12 protein-coding genes and 3 tRNA genes are annotated in these 13423 nt (G+C 49.7%); 3 read left to right on the top strand and 12 right to left on the bottom strand.

Annotation, left to right across the window (positions count from 1 at the left end; genetic code table 11):
* The first annotated feature begins 4 nt into the window (after positions 1–4).
* Positions 5–895 carry a succinate--CoA ligase subunit alpha gene (gene sucD, locus EL216_RS00850; RefSeq protein WP_085389648.1) on the top strand — a complete coding sequence of 297 codons (891 nt, stop codon included), beginning with the start codon at positions 5–7 and terminating at the stop codon, positions 893–895.
* Positions 896–962: 67 nt separating this feature from the next.
* Here the strand turns inward: sucD and leuB are convergent, their stop codons facing one another.
* The 5 genes from leuB to EL216_RS00875 form a co-directional block, all read right to left on the bottom strand.
* Positions 963–2033 carry a 3-isopropylmalate dehydrogenase gene (gene leuB / locus EL216_RS00855; protein ID WP_085389649.1) on the bottom strand — a complete coding sequence of 357 codons (1071 nt, stop codon included), beginning with the start codon at positions 2031–2033 and terminating at the stop codon, positions 963–965.
* Positions 2034–2353: 320 nt separating this feature from the next.
* Positions 2354–3862, bottom strand: a complete 1509-nt coding sequence (gene ppx / locus EL216_RS00860; protein WP_085389650.1) for an exopolyphosphatase — start codon at positions 3860–3862, stop codon at positions 2354–2356.
* Positions 3863–4004: 142 nt separating this feature from the next.
* A tRNA-Ser gene (locus EL216_RS00865) sits at positions 4005–4095 on the bottom strand.
* Positions 4096–4255: 160 nt separating this feature from the next.
* A tRNA-Leu gene (locus tag EL216_RS00870) sits at positions 4256–4342 on the bottom strand.
* A 44-nt stretch (positions 4343–4386) separates the two neighbouring features.
* Positions 4387–4473 (bottom strand) — tRNA-Leu (locus tag EL216_RS00875).
* 89 nt (positions 4474–4562) lie between these two features.
* On the opposite strand from EL216_RS00875, the gene rnr reads away from it, so the two are divergent.
* A complete protein-coding gene (gene rnr / locus EL216_RS00880) occupies positions 4563–6947 on the top strand; it encodes a ribonuclease R (RefSeq protein WP_126300816.1) in 2385 nt (794 codons plus the stop codon).
* A gap of 102 nt (positions 6948–7049) precedes the next feature.
* On the opposite strand, the gene EL216_RS00885 is transcribed toward rnr, so the two are convergent.
* From EL216_RS00885 to EL216_RS00905, 5 genes are all read right to left on the bottom strand, one after another.
* Entirely contained in the window at positions 7050–8453 is a 1404-nt protein-coding gene (locus tag EL216_RS00885) for an SLC13 family permease (RefSeq protein ID WP_085389652.1), read from the bottom strand.
* A 306-nt stretch (positions 8454–8759) separates the two neighbouring features.
* Entirely contained in the window at positions 8760–9650 is an 891-nt protein-coding gene (xerD, locus tag EL216_RS00890; RefSeq protein WP_085389653.1) for a site-specific tyrosine recombinase XerD, read from the bottom strand.
* Between the two features lie 14 nt (positions 9651–9664).
* Positions 9665–9865: a hypothetical protein gene (locus EL216_RS00895; protein WP_126300817.1), complete on the bottom strand. Its 201-nt coding sequence runs from the start codon at positions 9863–9865 to the stop codon at positions 9665–9667.
* Between the two features lie 38 nt (positions 9866–9903).
* Complete coding sequence (locus EL216_RS00900; RefSeq protein WP_085389655.1) at positions 9904–10362, bottom strand: methylated-DNA--[protein]-cysteine S-methyltransferase; 459 nt, start codon at positions 10360–10362, stop codon at positions 9904–9906.
* A gap of 28 nt (positions 10363–10390) precedes the next feature.
* Entirely contained in the window at positions 10391–10834 is a 444-nt protein-coding gene (locus EL216_RS00905; RefSeq protein ID WP_085389656.1) for a peroxiredoxin, read from the bottom strand.
* A 183-nt stretch (positions 10835–11017) separates the two neighbouring features.
* On the opposite strand from EL216_RS00905, the gene EL216_RS00910 reads away from it, so the two are divergent.
* A complete protein-coding gene (locus EL216_RS00910; RefSeq protein ID WP_085389657.1) occupies positions 11018–12295 on the top strand; it encodes a NupC/NupG family nucleoside CNT transporter in 1278 nt (425 codons plus the stop codon).
* A 64-nt stretch (positions 12296–12359) separates the two neighbouring features.
* Here the strand turns inward: EL216_RS00910 and EL216_RS00915 are convergent, their stop codons facing one another.
* Entirely contained in the window at positions 12360–12995 is a 636-nt protein-coding gene (locus EL216_RS00915) for an alpha/beta hydrolase (protein WP_085389658.1), read from the bottom strand.
* Between the two features lie 72 nt (positions 12996–13067).
* Positions 13068–13400 (bottom strand): (2Fe-2S) ferredoxin domain-containing protein, encoded by a 333-nt coding sequence (locus EL216_RS00920; RefSeq protein ID WP_085389659.1) that lies wholly within the window; start codon positions 13398–13400, stop codon positions 13068–13070.
* Positions 13401–13423: the final 23 nt, after the last annotated feature.

The raw sequence follows: 13423 nt of genomic DNA on the forward strand, positions 1-13423 counted from the left end.
CACAATGAGCGTATTGATTAATAAAAACACCAAAGTATTGGTACAGGGTTTTACCGGCAAAAACGGTACTTTCCATTCGGAGCAAGCGATTGCTTACGGCACTAAAGTGGTGGGCGGTGTTACCCCGGGCAAAGGCGGCCAAACCCATTTGAATTTGCCTGTTTTCAACACCATGAAAGAAGCAGTGAAAGAAACCGGTGCGGATGCTTCAGTGATTTACGTTCCCGCGCCTTTCGTGTTGGATTCCATTGTTGAAGCCGTTGATTCTGGTGTAGGCTTGGTGGTTGTGATTACCGAAGGTGTGCCGACGCTGGACATGCTGAAAGCCAAACGTTATCTGGAAACCAACGGTAACGGCACTCGTTTGGTCGGCCCGAATTGCCCCGGCGTGATTACTCCCGGCGAATGCAAAATCGGCATTATGCCCGGCCATATCCATCAACCCGGCCGCATCGGTATTATTTCCCGTTCCGGCACGCTGACTTACGAAGCCGTGGCACAAACCACCAAACTGGGCTTGGGTCAGTCTACCTGTATCGGTATCGGCGGCGACCCGATTCCGGGTATGAACCAAATCGATGCTTTGAAACTGTTCCAAGACGATCCGGACACCGATGCCATCATTATGATCGGCGAAATCGGCGGTACGGCTGAGGAAGAAGCTGCCGAATATATCCAAAGCAACGTAAGCAAACCGGTTGTCGGCTACATCGCCGGTGTAACCGCGCCTAAAGGCAAACGCATGGGCCATGCCGGTGCGATTATTTCCGGCGGTAAAGGTACTGCCGAGGAGAAATTCCGTGCCTTTGAAAAAGCCGGTATGGCTTACACCCGCAGCCCTGCCGAATTGGGCAGCACCATGCTGGAAGTGTTGAAAGCCAAAGGTTTGGCATAAACAGTTTAAAAGTTTGAAAGGCCGTCTGAAAATGTTTTCAGACGGCCTTTTTGTTGTATCTCGATGGTTATAGAGCAGCCAAAACAGCATCGCCCATTTCGGAGCAGGAAACGAGCTTGCAGCCTTCTTCAAAAATATCACCTGTACGGAAACCTTGTTCCAGCACTTTTTGCACAGCATTCTCAATGCGTTTGGCACCCGTTTCGTCATTCAGGCTATAACGCACCAGCATAGCCAGCGATAAAATCGTAGCAAGCGGATTGGCCTTGTTTTGGCCTGCGATATCGGGTGCGGAGCCGTGCGAAGGTTCGTACAAACCTTTGCCGGTTTCGTTCAAAGATGCAGATGGCAGCATACCGATAGAGCCGGTTAGCATTGAAGCCTGATCGCTCAAAATGTCGCCGAAAATATTGCCGGTAGCGATGACGTCAAACTGTTTCGGCGCGCGCACAAGCTGCATGGCGGCGTTGTCGACATACATATGCGAAAGCGCCACGTCGGGGTAATCTTTTGCGGTTTCGGTAAAGATTTCTTTCCATAGCTCGGTGGTTTCCAGCACGTTGGCTTTATCAACCGAACACAGCTTTTTATTGCGTTTTTGTGCGGCTTCAAACGACACTTTGGCGATGCGAAGGATTTCGCTTTCGCTGTATTTCATGGTGTTGAAGCCTTCGCGCTCGCCGTTTTCCAGTGTGCGGATACCGCGCGGTTCGCCGAAATAAATATCGCCGGTCAGTTCGCGTACAATCAGAATATCCAAGCCTGCAACTACTTCAGGTTTGAGCGTGGAAGCATTGGCTAACTCTTTATACAGAATGGCGGGGCGCAGATTGGCAAACAGGTTTAAATCTTTGCGGATGGCCAACAAGCCGCGTTCGGGGCGCAGCGGGCGGTCGAGATTGTCGTATTGCGGGCCGCCGACTGCGCCGAGCAATACGGCATCGGCTTCACGGCAGAGCTTTTGCGTGAATTCGGGGTAAGGATGGCCGTACTCGTCGTAGCCTGCACCGCCCAAAGGTGCGTATCGGTATTCGACATCGAGGCCGTCTGAAATCAATTTGTCTAACACGCGCACGGCTTGGGCGATAATTTCTGGGCCGATGCCGTCGCCGGGAAGAATGGCGATTTGTTTGGTCATTTTTCAGCTTTCCTTCACAGAAGTAATATGATTTATCGAAAGTGGAATAAAGGAATTTTATTATCTTCAAACCAGTAGAATTTTAATGAAACTAAACAGGCTTCTTTGTTTTTATTGGTTTAATTCCTGAAAGGGTCCAAGTTGTTTACATTTTTTCGGTTAAAGGATTTCGTTTGGGAAAAGTATTAAGAATCATCCTGCTTCACTGTATTTCTTAAACATTCTCGGGACTCGCAAAAATATTTTGTACAGGATGTTTGTACAAAAAACGAAAGGTGTGTAAGTAACGTTGGCACTCTCTCAACTGCTCGTTCAGCTCTTTACTGGGGTTGTACATTAAACGGCATATTGATTTTTTGCCATTGTTCGCTTTCATATTCTAGCGCACCATCAATCAAAGGGTGTTCGTCGAGCCAGTTTTGATCGATGCGTAAGGTAAAAGCTTTGCCGCTGTCGGCGGAGCGCAATTGGGTAAATTGTGGTAATTCCAGTGGTAAGCGGGAGCGGCAGAATAAGGCGGCAAGACGAAGTGAGAGAATGGCAAACCACATCATACGGTTGTTACCGACCAAATCGATCATTTTGCGTAAATCGCCACGATGACCGAATACCAATAAAGAAAGAATATTTTGTTCTTTACGGGAAAAGCCGGGCATATCGGCATTTTCGAGAATATAGGCGGAATGTTTATGGTAGCCGGTGTGGGAGATATTAATGCCGATTTCGTGTAGCAGCCCTGCCCAGTTGATGTATTGCTGCCAGTAAGCCAATTCTTGTACGGGAGTGTTGTGGGCGAGGCAAAGGCTTTCCATGAATTTTTGTGCGGTTTCTGATATACGCTTAGCCTGATTGCGGCTGACATGATAGCGAAGCTGGAATTCCGCCGTGGTTTGGTCACGCATGTCTTCATTAAGCTGGCGGCCGATGAAGTCGTAAAACACACCATCGCGCAGTGCTGCGTCGGTTACCATCATTTTTTGAATTTCCAACTCTTCAAACGCCGCCATCATGACGGCCAGCCCGCCTGCAAATACTTCCACACGGTCGGGTTTCAAACCTTCGAGTTTGGCTTTTCTGGTGCTGCCGGCACTAATGATTTTATTAGCTATTTTTTTCATGCCTGCATGGGTAATATCGGCTTCCTGCGGGTTTTCTGCGGCAATCACATCACGGATGGATTTGGCAGAACCGGATGTTCCAACGGCAAAATCCCAACCGTTTCGTTTCATCAGTTTGCTGATACGCTGTATTTCGTTGCGGGCTGCAGTAATTGCCGCCTGAAAATCTTTTTGGCCGATTTTGTTTTGGAAAAAACGTATGCTGTAAGTTACGCATCCCAAAGGCAGGCTTTCGGTTAATGTGGGTTGCAAGTCTGAACCGATAACAAATTCGGTCGAACCGCCGCCGATGTCGATAACCAGCATTTTGTCGCCGTTAGGAGGCAATGTATGAACCACCCCGGTGTAAATCAAGCGTGCTTCTTCACGCCCCGCAATGATTTCGATGGGGAAGCCTAAAGCGGCTTCGGCTTTAGGAATAAATTCGCCGATATTTTTTGCCACGCGGAAAGTGTTGGTGGCCACAACCCTAACTTGTTCGGGGTTGAATCCTTTTAACCGTTCGCCGAATTTGGCCAAACATTCCAGTGCGCGTTCCTGAGACTCTTTGCTGAGGTGTTTCTGATTGTCTAAGCCAGCGGCAAAGCGTACCATTTGTTTAAAAGAGTCAATAACTTTTAATTGACCGTTATGGTTTTCACAAATTTGCAGCCGAAAGCTGTTGGAACCTAAATCGACAGAAGCGAGCACATTGGAAGCTATGGTGGTCATAATGAAGAAGATAATGAATCGAACGGGATTATCATGTTACCGTGCGAGGTGGATACTGTCATCTTTTTTGAAATGATTAAGATATTGCCGGTTTATGTTGATAAAATAAAAACCCTTTGTAAAACAAAGGGCTTTTAAAATTTGGCAGAGAGGAAGGGATTCGAACCCTCGATACGCTATTCACGTATACACGCTTTCCAGGCGTGCGACTTAAACCACTCATCCACCTCTCTAAATCGAATAGGAGTAGAATTGTTTAATTATACGGTGTTTTTTACCTTGCAGCAACAAACGGTTCAAGAGGCCGTCTGAAATAATTTTCTGTATTTTAGCTATTATTTTTTATACATTAAAAAAACAAAAATCCGGTAGGGTAAGCCGGAATATTCTATTTGGTGCCCAGGAGAAGACTCGAACTTCCACACCCGTGAGGATACCAGCACCTGAAGCTGGCGCGTCTACCAATTCCGCCACCTGGGCAATTAAACAAAAATTGTATTTTTTAAAGCAAAGTTAAGAAATATTGGTGCCCAGGAGAAGACTCGAACTTCCACACCCGTGAAGATACCAGCACCTGAAGCTGGCGCGTCTACCAATTCCGCCACCTGGGCTTTGCTTTAATATTTACTTTGCGATAAAGTGTCGTTTCACAAAGAAAAAATGCATTATATATTTAAATGAAAGATTGTCAATCATCAGTATGAAGAAAAATTTTAAATCATTCAGTTTACGTGAGAAAGACCCTTTTTTGAGCAGAGAACGGCAGCGTTATGAAAATCCTTTGCCAAGCAGGGAGTGGATTACCGAATTATTGGAGCGGGAAGGTGTGCCGCTCAAAATTTTCTCATTGGCACAAAAATTATCGATTACCGATAAAGAATACGAGTTTTTTGAACGGCGTATTAAAGCAATGGCGCGCGACGGCCAAGTATTGATTAACCGCCGTGGTGCAGTATGTGCTGCAGATAAATTGGCCTTGGTGAAATGCCGGGTTGAAGCGCATAAAGACGGTTTCGGTTTTGCAGTACCTTTAATTCCGACCGGTAACGGTGATTTTGTGCTTTATGAACGCCAAATGCGCGGTTTGATGCATGGGGATATTGTTACAGTGCGCCCTGCGGGTATGGATCGGCGGGGGCGGCGTGAAGGTCAGGTTTTGGATATTGTCGAGCGGGCGCAGAAAGAGGTGGTAGGGCGGTTTTATGTGGAGCGCGGTATTGCGATTTTGGAGCCTGAAGACCAGCGGCTGATTCAAAGTATTGTGCTTGAGCCCGACAGTTTAACGGCATTTCAGCCCGAACAAGGGCAGGTTGTGGTGGCGGAAATTGAAAGTTATCCCGACGGGCACCGTCCTGCAGTGGCTAAATTGATCGAAGTGTTGGGTAACTATGCCGACAGCGGCATGGAAATTGAAATTGCCGTACGCAAACATCATTTGCCGCATGAATTTAGCGAAGCATGCCAAAAAGCCGCCCGGAAAATTCCGGATCATGTACAAGAGCGTGATTTGGAAGGGCGGGTGGATTTGCGAGAGTTGCCGTTGGTAACCATAGACGGGGAAACGGCACGCGATTTCGATGATGCGGTTTATGCGGAAAAAATCGGCCGCAATTACCGTTTGGTAGTGGCGATTGCCGATGTTAGCCATTATGTTCGTCTGGATGATCCGATTGATGTTGATGCTGAAGAGCGTGCAACCAGTGTTTATTTTCCGCGCCGCGTCATTCCGATGCTTCCCGAAAATTTGTCTAACGGTATTTGTTCGTTGAACCCCGATGTCGAACGCTTGTGTATGGTGTGCGATATGGTAATTACTTATGCGGGAAATATCAAAGAATATAAGTTTTATCCTGCGGTAATGCGTTCGCAAGCGCGTTTGACTTACACTCAAGTATGGGATTGGATAGAAAGAGGCGGCGATTACCCGCACAAACAACAAATCGATACTTTATATAAACTGTTTAAAATTCTGCATGCCAAACGTAACCAGCGCGGTGCGGTCGAGTTTGAAAGCACTGAAACGCAGATGATTTTTGATGATAACGGTAAAATTGAGCGGATTGTGCCGGTGGTGCGTAACGATGCGCATAAGCTGATTGAGGAGTGTATGCTCGCAGCAAATGTGTGTGCGGCGGAGTTTTTATTGAAGCATAAGCATAAGGCATTGTTCCGTAATCATTTGGGCCCGACCATCGAAAAGTTGGCTGCTTTACGCGAGCAGCTCGGTTTGCTTGGTTTACATTTGGGAGGAGGCGATCAGCCTGCACCTAAGGATTATGCGCTACTGGCGGAGCAGTTCAGTCAACGCCCCGATGCCGAGCTTTTGCAGGTGATGATGTTGCGTTCGATGCAGCAGGCGGTTTATGAGCCGAATAACGAAGGCCATTTCGGATTGGCTTATGATGCCTATGCCCATTTTACATCGCCCATCCGCCGTTATCCGGATTTGACCGTCCACCGTGCGATTAAGGCCGTCTTAAAAGGTGAAAAATATACACCCAAATCATGGCAGGCTTTGGGCGTGCATACTTCGTTTTGCGAACGCCGCGCCGATGATGCCAGCCGTGATGTGGAAAATTGGCTGAAAACTTATTATATGCGCGATAAAATCGGCGAAGTTTTCAGTGGGCGTATCTCTGGTATGGCCAACTTCGGTATCTTTGTAACGCTTGATGATATCCACATCGAAGGCATGATTCACATCAGTGATTTGGGCGAAGATTATTTCAACTACCGACCCGAACTCATGGCAATGCAGGGCGAGCGCAGCGGTATTCGCTTTAATATGGGCGACCGCGTAACGGTAAAAGTGGCGCGTGCCGACTTGGATACCAGCAGGATTGATTTGAATCTGATCAGCGGCGGGGAAGTGCCTGCCAAAAGAGGTAAAAAGAAAAAAGACATTTCGGCGACGGTATCTCCTGAAAAGGGTGGAGTTAAAAAATCTCGCAGCAATACGAAGTCGGCGGAAACCAAAGCGGTAAGCAGAAAACAGGGAAAATCCGGAAAAAATGCCCGGAACGAGAAAGCGGTGAAGAGTAAAGCCCGAAGCAGCTCTGCCGGTAAGCGCAACCGTAAGAAATAAAATGTAGCCATAAAAAAGCGTTTGAACTTCATGGGTTCAAACGCTTTTTTGTGTGCGGTTTCATGAAAGGCCGTCTGAAAAGTTTTCAGACGGCCTCCGAAGTTAAGCAAAGAAAGTATAGGCCCACATGGCAACCAAGACTACGCACAAGATGTTCAACAGGATACCCACGCGCATCATTTCTTTTTGTTGCACCAATCCCGTACCGAATACGATGGCATTCGGCGGGGTGGCAACCGGCAGCATAAATGCACACGATGCACCGATACCGATAACGAATACCAACACTTCTTTCGGCAACCCCATTTGGGTGGCGATGCTGGCGAAAATCGGCACCAATAATGCGGCAGAGGCGGTATTACTGGTGAACTCGGTGAGGAAGATAATAAACGTAGCTACGGCGAAAATAACAACCAGCGGATGGGCCAATACAAAAGCCGTAGCCAACTGTTGGCCGAGTGCGAGGGATGCGCCGGAAACTTGTAACAGGTTGCTCAAAGCAATACCGCCGCCGAACAGCATCAGCACGCCCCAGTCGGTGTTGCGGGCGACTTCTTTCCAGCGTGCGACCCCGAATACCACTACGGAAACGGCGGCGGTAAGGGCGATGACGGTATCGGGGTTGGCGATGCCGAAAACGGCTTTGATTTTAGAACTGAAAACCCATGCGGCGGCCGCGCCGATGAAAATCAACATGGCGATAACGCGGTGCAGTGTCCAGGGGATATGCTCGGCTTTTACTTCCACACGCTCGTTTAAGTTCGGGCGGAGAATGATATAAAGAGAAAAAAGCATCAGGGGCAGAATAAGCAGCAGCATCGGCAGGCCCATTTTCATCCAGCCGAAGAAATCCAAATCCAATGCTTTCGCGGCAATGGCATTGGGCGGAGAGCCGACGATGGTACCCAAACCGCCGATGCTGGCGCAATAGGCGATGCCGAGTAGCACGAAAACGAAGGTTTTGCGGTCTTTTTCTTTATCCATATGATCCATCATGCCCATTGCCAGAGGCAGCATCATGGCGGCTGTCGCCGTATTACTGATCCACATAGATAGGAAAGCGGTTACGCAAAACAACATCAATACGGCCGCTTTCATATTGCCGCGCGAGAGCGATAACAGCCATACGGCGATTTTACGGTCGAGCCTTTGCATGTGCAGGGCAGCGGCCAATGCAAAACCTCCGAAGAAGATATAGATAATCGGGTCGGAAAAACTGCTCATGGCTTTTTTGATGTTCATATCGGGAAAGCCGAGTAAAGCGGCCAAGATAGGAACCATCAAAGCGGTAACGGTAATGTGCACGGCTTCGGTAAACCACATGATGGCCACAAACAGCAATACGGCGATACCTTTGTTGGCGTTGGTGTCGTAAGGCAGGATATGGTAAATGCCAAAGCACACCACGGCGGCGATAATCGTAGTGATCAGACCTCGAAAGTTGGTAATCGGAGCTTGTGCACTGAGCAGCTCGATATTTTCCGGACGGTTTTTATCAGAAGTCATACTGTTTGTTTCCGTTCTATATGGATTAAAGGTTTGTAGAAAAAGCAGAAATCCTATTCTGTGCGATGAAAATCATGCACCGGAAAGGCAAAAGCAGTATAAGTGTAATTGAATGTAGTTGTAAAGAATGTGTAAATAATCGGTATTGTTCAGATGATCATGTTTGAAATATGGAATGTTTGACAGCAGCCTATTTATCTGTATTGAATAAAATATTTATACTTTTGCGTTGAGGCAGGCATTGAGGCCGTCTGAAAATGTAAAGAAACGTATATTCAGACGGCCTGTTTTCATTTCTGCACACATTTAACCGCGTGGATGGTGTTCCTGTACGATGTTTTTCAACCGTTCGTTGGCAACATGGGTGTAAATTTGGGTAGTGCTGATGTCGGCGTGGCCAAGCAGCAGTTGTACCACGCGCAGGTCGGCGCCGTGATTGACGAGATGGGTGGCGAAGGCGTGGCGCAGTCCGTGCGGGCTTAGGTGTTCGATACCGGCTTCTTGGGCGTATTTTTCGACAATCATCCAAGCGAGCTGGCGGCTGATGCCGGTACGTTTCTGGCTCACGAACAATTCGTCGCAGGCTTTGTTTCTCAGCAGCAGCGGGCGGGCTTCGGAGAGGTAGCGTTCTATCCAGTAGGCGGCTTCTTCGCCGAGCGGCACGATGCGTTGTTTGTTGCCTTTGCCGATGGTGTTGATGATGCCTTTGTGCAGATTGGCTTCGCCGATTTGGAGCTTTACCGCTTCGCTGACGCGTAAGCCGGTGGCGTAGATAAGCTCCAACAGGGCTTTATCGCGCAGGCCGTGTGCGCTTTCGGTGTCGGGCGCATTCAGCAATGCGTCGATTTGTGTTTCGGTAATCAGCTTGGGCAGGGTTTTGGGCTGTTTGGGCGTGGTAAGGCGGCGGGTGGGATTATCGCTGCGCTGTTCAGTTTCAAGCAGCCAACCGTAGAGGCGTTTGCAGGCGGAAAGGGCGCGGGCTTGCGAACGGGTTTTCTCGTCGGGATGGTAAACGGCGGCGGATAAGTCGCTGCTTTGTGCCGTTTGCCAGTTGAGATTGCGTTCGGCCAAACGTGCGGCGACTTTTTGCAGGTCGCGGCGATAGCTGTCGAGAGTATTCTGGCTGAGGCGGTCGTTAAGCCAAAGGTGTTCGAGCAGGCAGTCGATATAGGTATCGGGATGGTGTTCAGACGGCATCACAAACGGTTTTCTTAAAGAACGGCCATGGCAATAATAAAGGCGAACACCAGCGCAATCACCATCAAAATGCCGACCATCACGATTTTTGCGGTTCGGGCTTTGGCTTCGGCCAAGCGCACTTCGGCTTGCAGCTTGGCGGTTTCGGCTTTGGTTTTTTCAATGTCCCATTCCGTCAGGCGGGTTTGAGGGTCTTTGTCGGAGGTTTCGTGCATGTTCATTTCCTTGTGGGAAAGGGTTTTTTCAGACGGCCTTATATCTCAATGCCTTCATGTTGCAGCAGCCAACGCTTAATCGCCAACGCATCGCCTTCTCCGCTGGAGAATCCGCCCAAGCCTTGTTTGGCGACAACGCGGTGGCACGGCACCACTAAGGCCAGCGGGTTTTTGCCGCATGCGCCGCCGACTGCGCGGGGATGGCTGCCGATTTTGCGGGCAATGTCTTGATAAGTGAGCACTTCTCCGGCAGGGATTTCGGCAATCGCCTGCCAAACCTTCTGCTGGAATACCGTGCCTTGTGTGGAAATAGGATGGTTGAAGTTTTTCAAACGGCCTGAAAAGTAGTCGTCTAATTTCTTTTTCCATGCTTCGGGCAAAGGATAAGGCGCATATTCGGGGCGGCCGTGCAGGTTCAGTTCGACAAGGTTTTCTTCTGCATCGAAGATTAAGGTGATGTCGCCGAACGGGGCGGGATAAAGACAAGGATAGTTCATGGTTCGAGGCCGTCTGAAAAAGTTTGCTTTAAGCGGTTTTATTCAAGGTTTCCAACACTTCCTGCGCGTGCCCCGCCACTTTGACTTTGCGCCATTCGTGCTCGATTTCGCCTTGTTTGTTGAGCACGAAAGTGCTGCGTTCGATGCCGAGCGATTCTTTGCCGTAGAGTTTTTTCAGTTTGATCACGTCGAACAATTTGCACACGGTTTCGTCTTTGTCGCTCAACAGTTCGAATTGGAAACCTTGTTTGGTGCAAAAGTTCTGATGCGATTTCACGCCGTCGCGCGAGATGCCGACCACGGTGTAGCCGAGGGCTTTGAATTGGTCCAAGCGGGCGTTGAAGTCCAAGCCTTCGGTGGTGCAGCCGGGCGTGCTGTCTTTGGGGTAGAAATAAACCACCAGCGGCAGGTGTTCGTCGGATACGAAATCGCGTTCTGCGGAAGAAGGCAGGGTAAAGCTGTATTGCGGCATGTCGTTCTCTTTCTCAATCGGTTTTCAGACGGCCTTTATCTTATACCATTCTGTGCATCCGGCCCAAGGCCGTCTGAAAAATTACACCACCTGCAAATCAGATGGCCGTTTGAAAATTCCGCCACGGCTTTGCGTAGGCTTCCTTTATAATGGCGGAAATTTATAAGCAACAGGAAATCGAAAATGGGCGCATTAAACAGTTTGTTGGGCATGGTGGTTTTGGTTGCCATCGCCGTATTGCTTTCCACCAACCGTCGAGCCATCAATATCCGCACGGTGGCGGGTGCGTTCCTGATTCAGGTGGCACTGGGCGCGTTGGTATTGTATGTGCCGTGGGGGCGGGACGGCCTGTTGGCGGTATCGGAAGCCGTAGGCAAAGTAATCGCATACGGCAACAACGGCTTGGGCTTTTTATTTGGCGGACTGGTGTCGGACAAAATGTTTGAAGTGTTCGGCGGCGGCGGTTTTGTATTTGCCTTGCGCGTATTGCCGCTGATTGTGTTTTTTTCGGCATTGATGGCGGTGCTGTACTACATCGGCGTGATGCAGATGCTGATTAAATTTATCGGCGGTTTCCTGCAAAAAGTGCTCGGCACGTCCAAGGCCGAATCTATGTCTGCGGCGGCCAATATTTTTGTGGGTCAAACCGAGGCCCCGCTGGTGGTCCGCCCCTATATCAGCAAAATGACCGAATCCGAACTGTTTGCGGTAATGAGCGGCGGTTTGGCATCGGTGGCCGGTTCGGTATTGGCCGGTTATTCCCAGATGGGCGTACCGCTTCCCTATCTGATTGCCGCTTCGTTTATGGCAGCTCCGGGCGGTTTGCTGTTTGCCAAGCTTCTTGTGCCGGAAACGGAAAAAACGCAAAACGAATCGGAAGTATTGGTGCAAAGCGACGAAGAAAAACCCGCTAATGTGATAGACGCGGCAGCGAGCGGTGCCGTTACCGGTGCACAAATTGCCATAGCGGTAGGTGCTTCGCTGCTCGCTTTTGTGGCTTTGATTGCCATGATCAACGGTATTATCGGCGGCGTGGCGGGTTGGTTCGGCTACGGTGATCTCACCCTGCAAACCATTTTAGGCTGGCTGTTCTCTCCTCTGGCTTGGGTCATCGGCGTACCGTGGAGCGAAGCAGGTGTGGCAGGCTCGCTTATCGGGCAAAAAGTGGTGGTAAACGAATTTGTGGCGTATTCTGAATTTGTGAATTATCTGAAACCGGAATCAACGGTTACATTGAGCGACACAACCAAAGCCATTATTTCCTTTGCTCTATGTGGCTTTGCCAATTTAGGCTCGATTGCCGTATTGGTGGGCGGTTTGAGCATTATGGCTCCCAAACGCCGCAAAGACGTGGCCCGTTTGGGCATTAAAGCAGTAGTTGCCGGTTCGCTGTCCAACCTGATGAGTGCAGTGATTGCCGGTTTGTTTATCGGTTTGTCAGGTGTGGCTGTTATCGGATAACGGTGATGCGGATTGAAAGAGGCCGTCTGAAAATTTTTCAGACGGCCTCTTCAGTATTGTTTTATTATTTTTCCAAAACCGACGGCACGAAACGCAGCACGGTATGGCGCAGGGCAATCAGTTTGCCGTGGAAAAAATGCGAAGATTCCGGCAGCACGATTACCGGCAAATCTTGCGGAGCCGCCCATTTGAAAGCGTTTTCCAGCGGCACCACTTCATCGGTTTCGCCGTGGATCAGTACGGTTTTAGCCGGATTGGGGGCATCGGGTTCACGGGTGTCGTAGTGCCGTACTGCGGGGCCGATAAGCAGGAGCAAATCGGGTTCGCGTTGTTGGGCGGCAAACAGGGAAACGTAGCCGCCGAATGAAAAGCCGCCCAAAATAAATTGCGCTGCATCGGGATGGCGGGCACGGGCATAGTCTATCACGGCGGTACAGTCGTCGGTTTCGCCGCGGCCGTAATCGTGTTCGCCCTCGCTGTTGCCTACGCCGCGTAAGTTGGGCAGGTAGCAATGGAATCCCAGAGAGGTGAGGGCTTTTGCAGCGGTTTGAATCACTTTGTTGGTGTTTGTGCCGCCTTGGCGCGGATTGGGATGGTTGATAACGGCTACGCCGCGTTCGCGGCCGTGTGCCGGCAGGTAAATGGTTTCCAAGCCGCCGGCGGGGCCTTGAATGATGATTTGATCGGTCGGTTTCAGCATGGTATCGAATCGTTTGTTAAAGGAGGCCGTCTGAAAAATACGGTTTAAGACGGCCTGCGGAGAGTAGGGGCGTCATTCGGTTTCGGGAGCGTCTATCAGCAGGTGTTCCACGGCTTGGCCGCCGGCTAAATCCTGTTCGAGGATGTCTTGCAGGTCTTCTTCGTCCACATAGGTATACCAGCGTGCTTCGGGGTAAATAACCATCAGCGGGCCGGATTCGCACCGCCCCAAGCAGCTGGTACTGCTGATACGCAGTTTGCCGGGGCCAATCAAGCCCATTTTTTTGGCATTGCCTTTTAAAAAATCAACGGCTGCCGTGCCTTCGCCGTTGTCGTTGCAACTTTGTTTACAGGCATCGTGGCGGGCATTGGTACAGATGAATAAGTGGCGTTCAAAATAACTCATAACGGTTTGCTCTTTATGCGGCG

Origin of the sequence: Neisseria animaloris (assembly GCF_900637855.1) — a bacterium.
Taxonomy (GTDB): Bacteria; Pseudomonadota; Gammaproteobacteria; order Burkholderiales; family Neisseriaceae; genus Neisseria; species Neisseria animaloris.

Excerpts from the sequence above, each read along its gene's own strand:
- sucD (WP_085389648.1), top strand. The coding sequence starts at position 5 with ATGAGCGTATTGATTAATAAAAACACCAAAGTATTGGTACAGGGTTTT.
- leuB (WP_085389649.1), bottom strand. The coding sequence starts at position 2,033 with ATGACCAAACAAATCGCCATTCTTCCCGGCGACGGCATCGGCCCAGAA.
- ppx (WP_085389650.1), bottom strand. The coding sequence starts at position 3,862 with ATGACCACCATAGCTTCCAATGTGCTCGCTTCTGTCGATTTAGGTTCC.
- rnr (WP_126300816.1), top strand. The coding sequence starts at position 4,563 with ATGAAGAAAAATTTTAAATCATTCAGTTTACGTGAGAAAGACCCTTTT.
- EL216_RS00885 (WP_085389652.1), bottom strand. The coding sequence starts at position 8,453 with ATGACTTCTGATAAAAACCGTCCGGAAAATATCGAGCTGCTCAGTGCA.
- xerD (WP_085389653.1), bottom strand. The coding sequence starts at position 9,650 with ATGCCGTCTGAACACCATCCCGATACCTATATCGACTGCCTGCTCGAA.
- EL216_RS00895 (WP_126300817.1), bottom strand. The coding sequence starts at position 9,865 with ATGCACGAAACCTCCGACAAAGACCCTCAAACCCGCCTGACGGAATGG.
- EL216_RS00900 (WP_085389655.1), bottom strand. The coding sequence starts at position 10,362 with ATGAACTATCCTTGTCTTTATCCCGCCCCGTTCGGCGACATCACCTTA.
- EL216_RS00905 (WP_085389656.1), bottom strand. The coding sequence starts at position 10,834 with ATGCCGCAATACAGCTTTACCCTGCCTTCTTCCGCAGAACGCGATTTC.
- EL216_RS00910 (WP_085389657.1), top strand. The coding sequence starts at position 11,018 with ATGGGCGCATTAAACAGTTTGTTGGGCATGGTGGTTTTGGTTGCCATC.
- EL216_RS00915 (WP_085389658.1), bottom strand. The coding sequence starts at position 12,995 with ATGCTGAAACCGACCGATCAAATCATCATTCAAGGCCCCGCCGGCGGC.
- EL216_RS00920 (WP_085389659.1), bottom strand. The coding sequence starts at position 13,400 with ATGAGTTATTTTGAACGCCACTTATTCATCTGTACCAATGCCCGCCAC.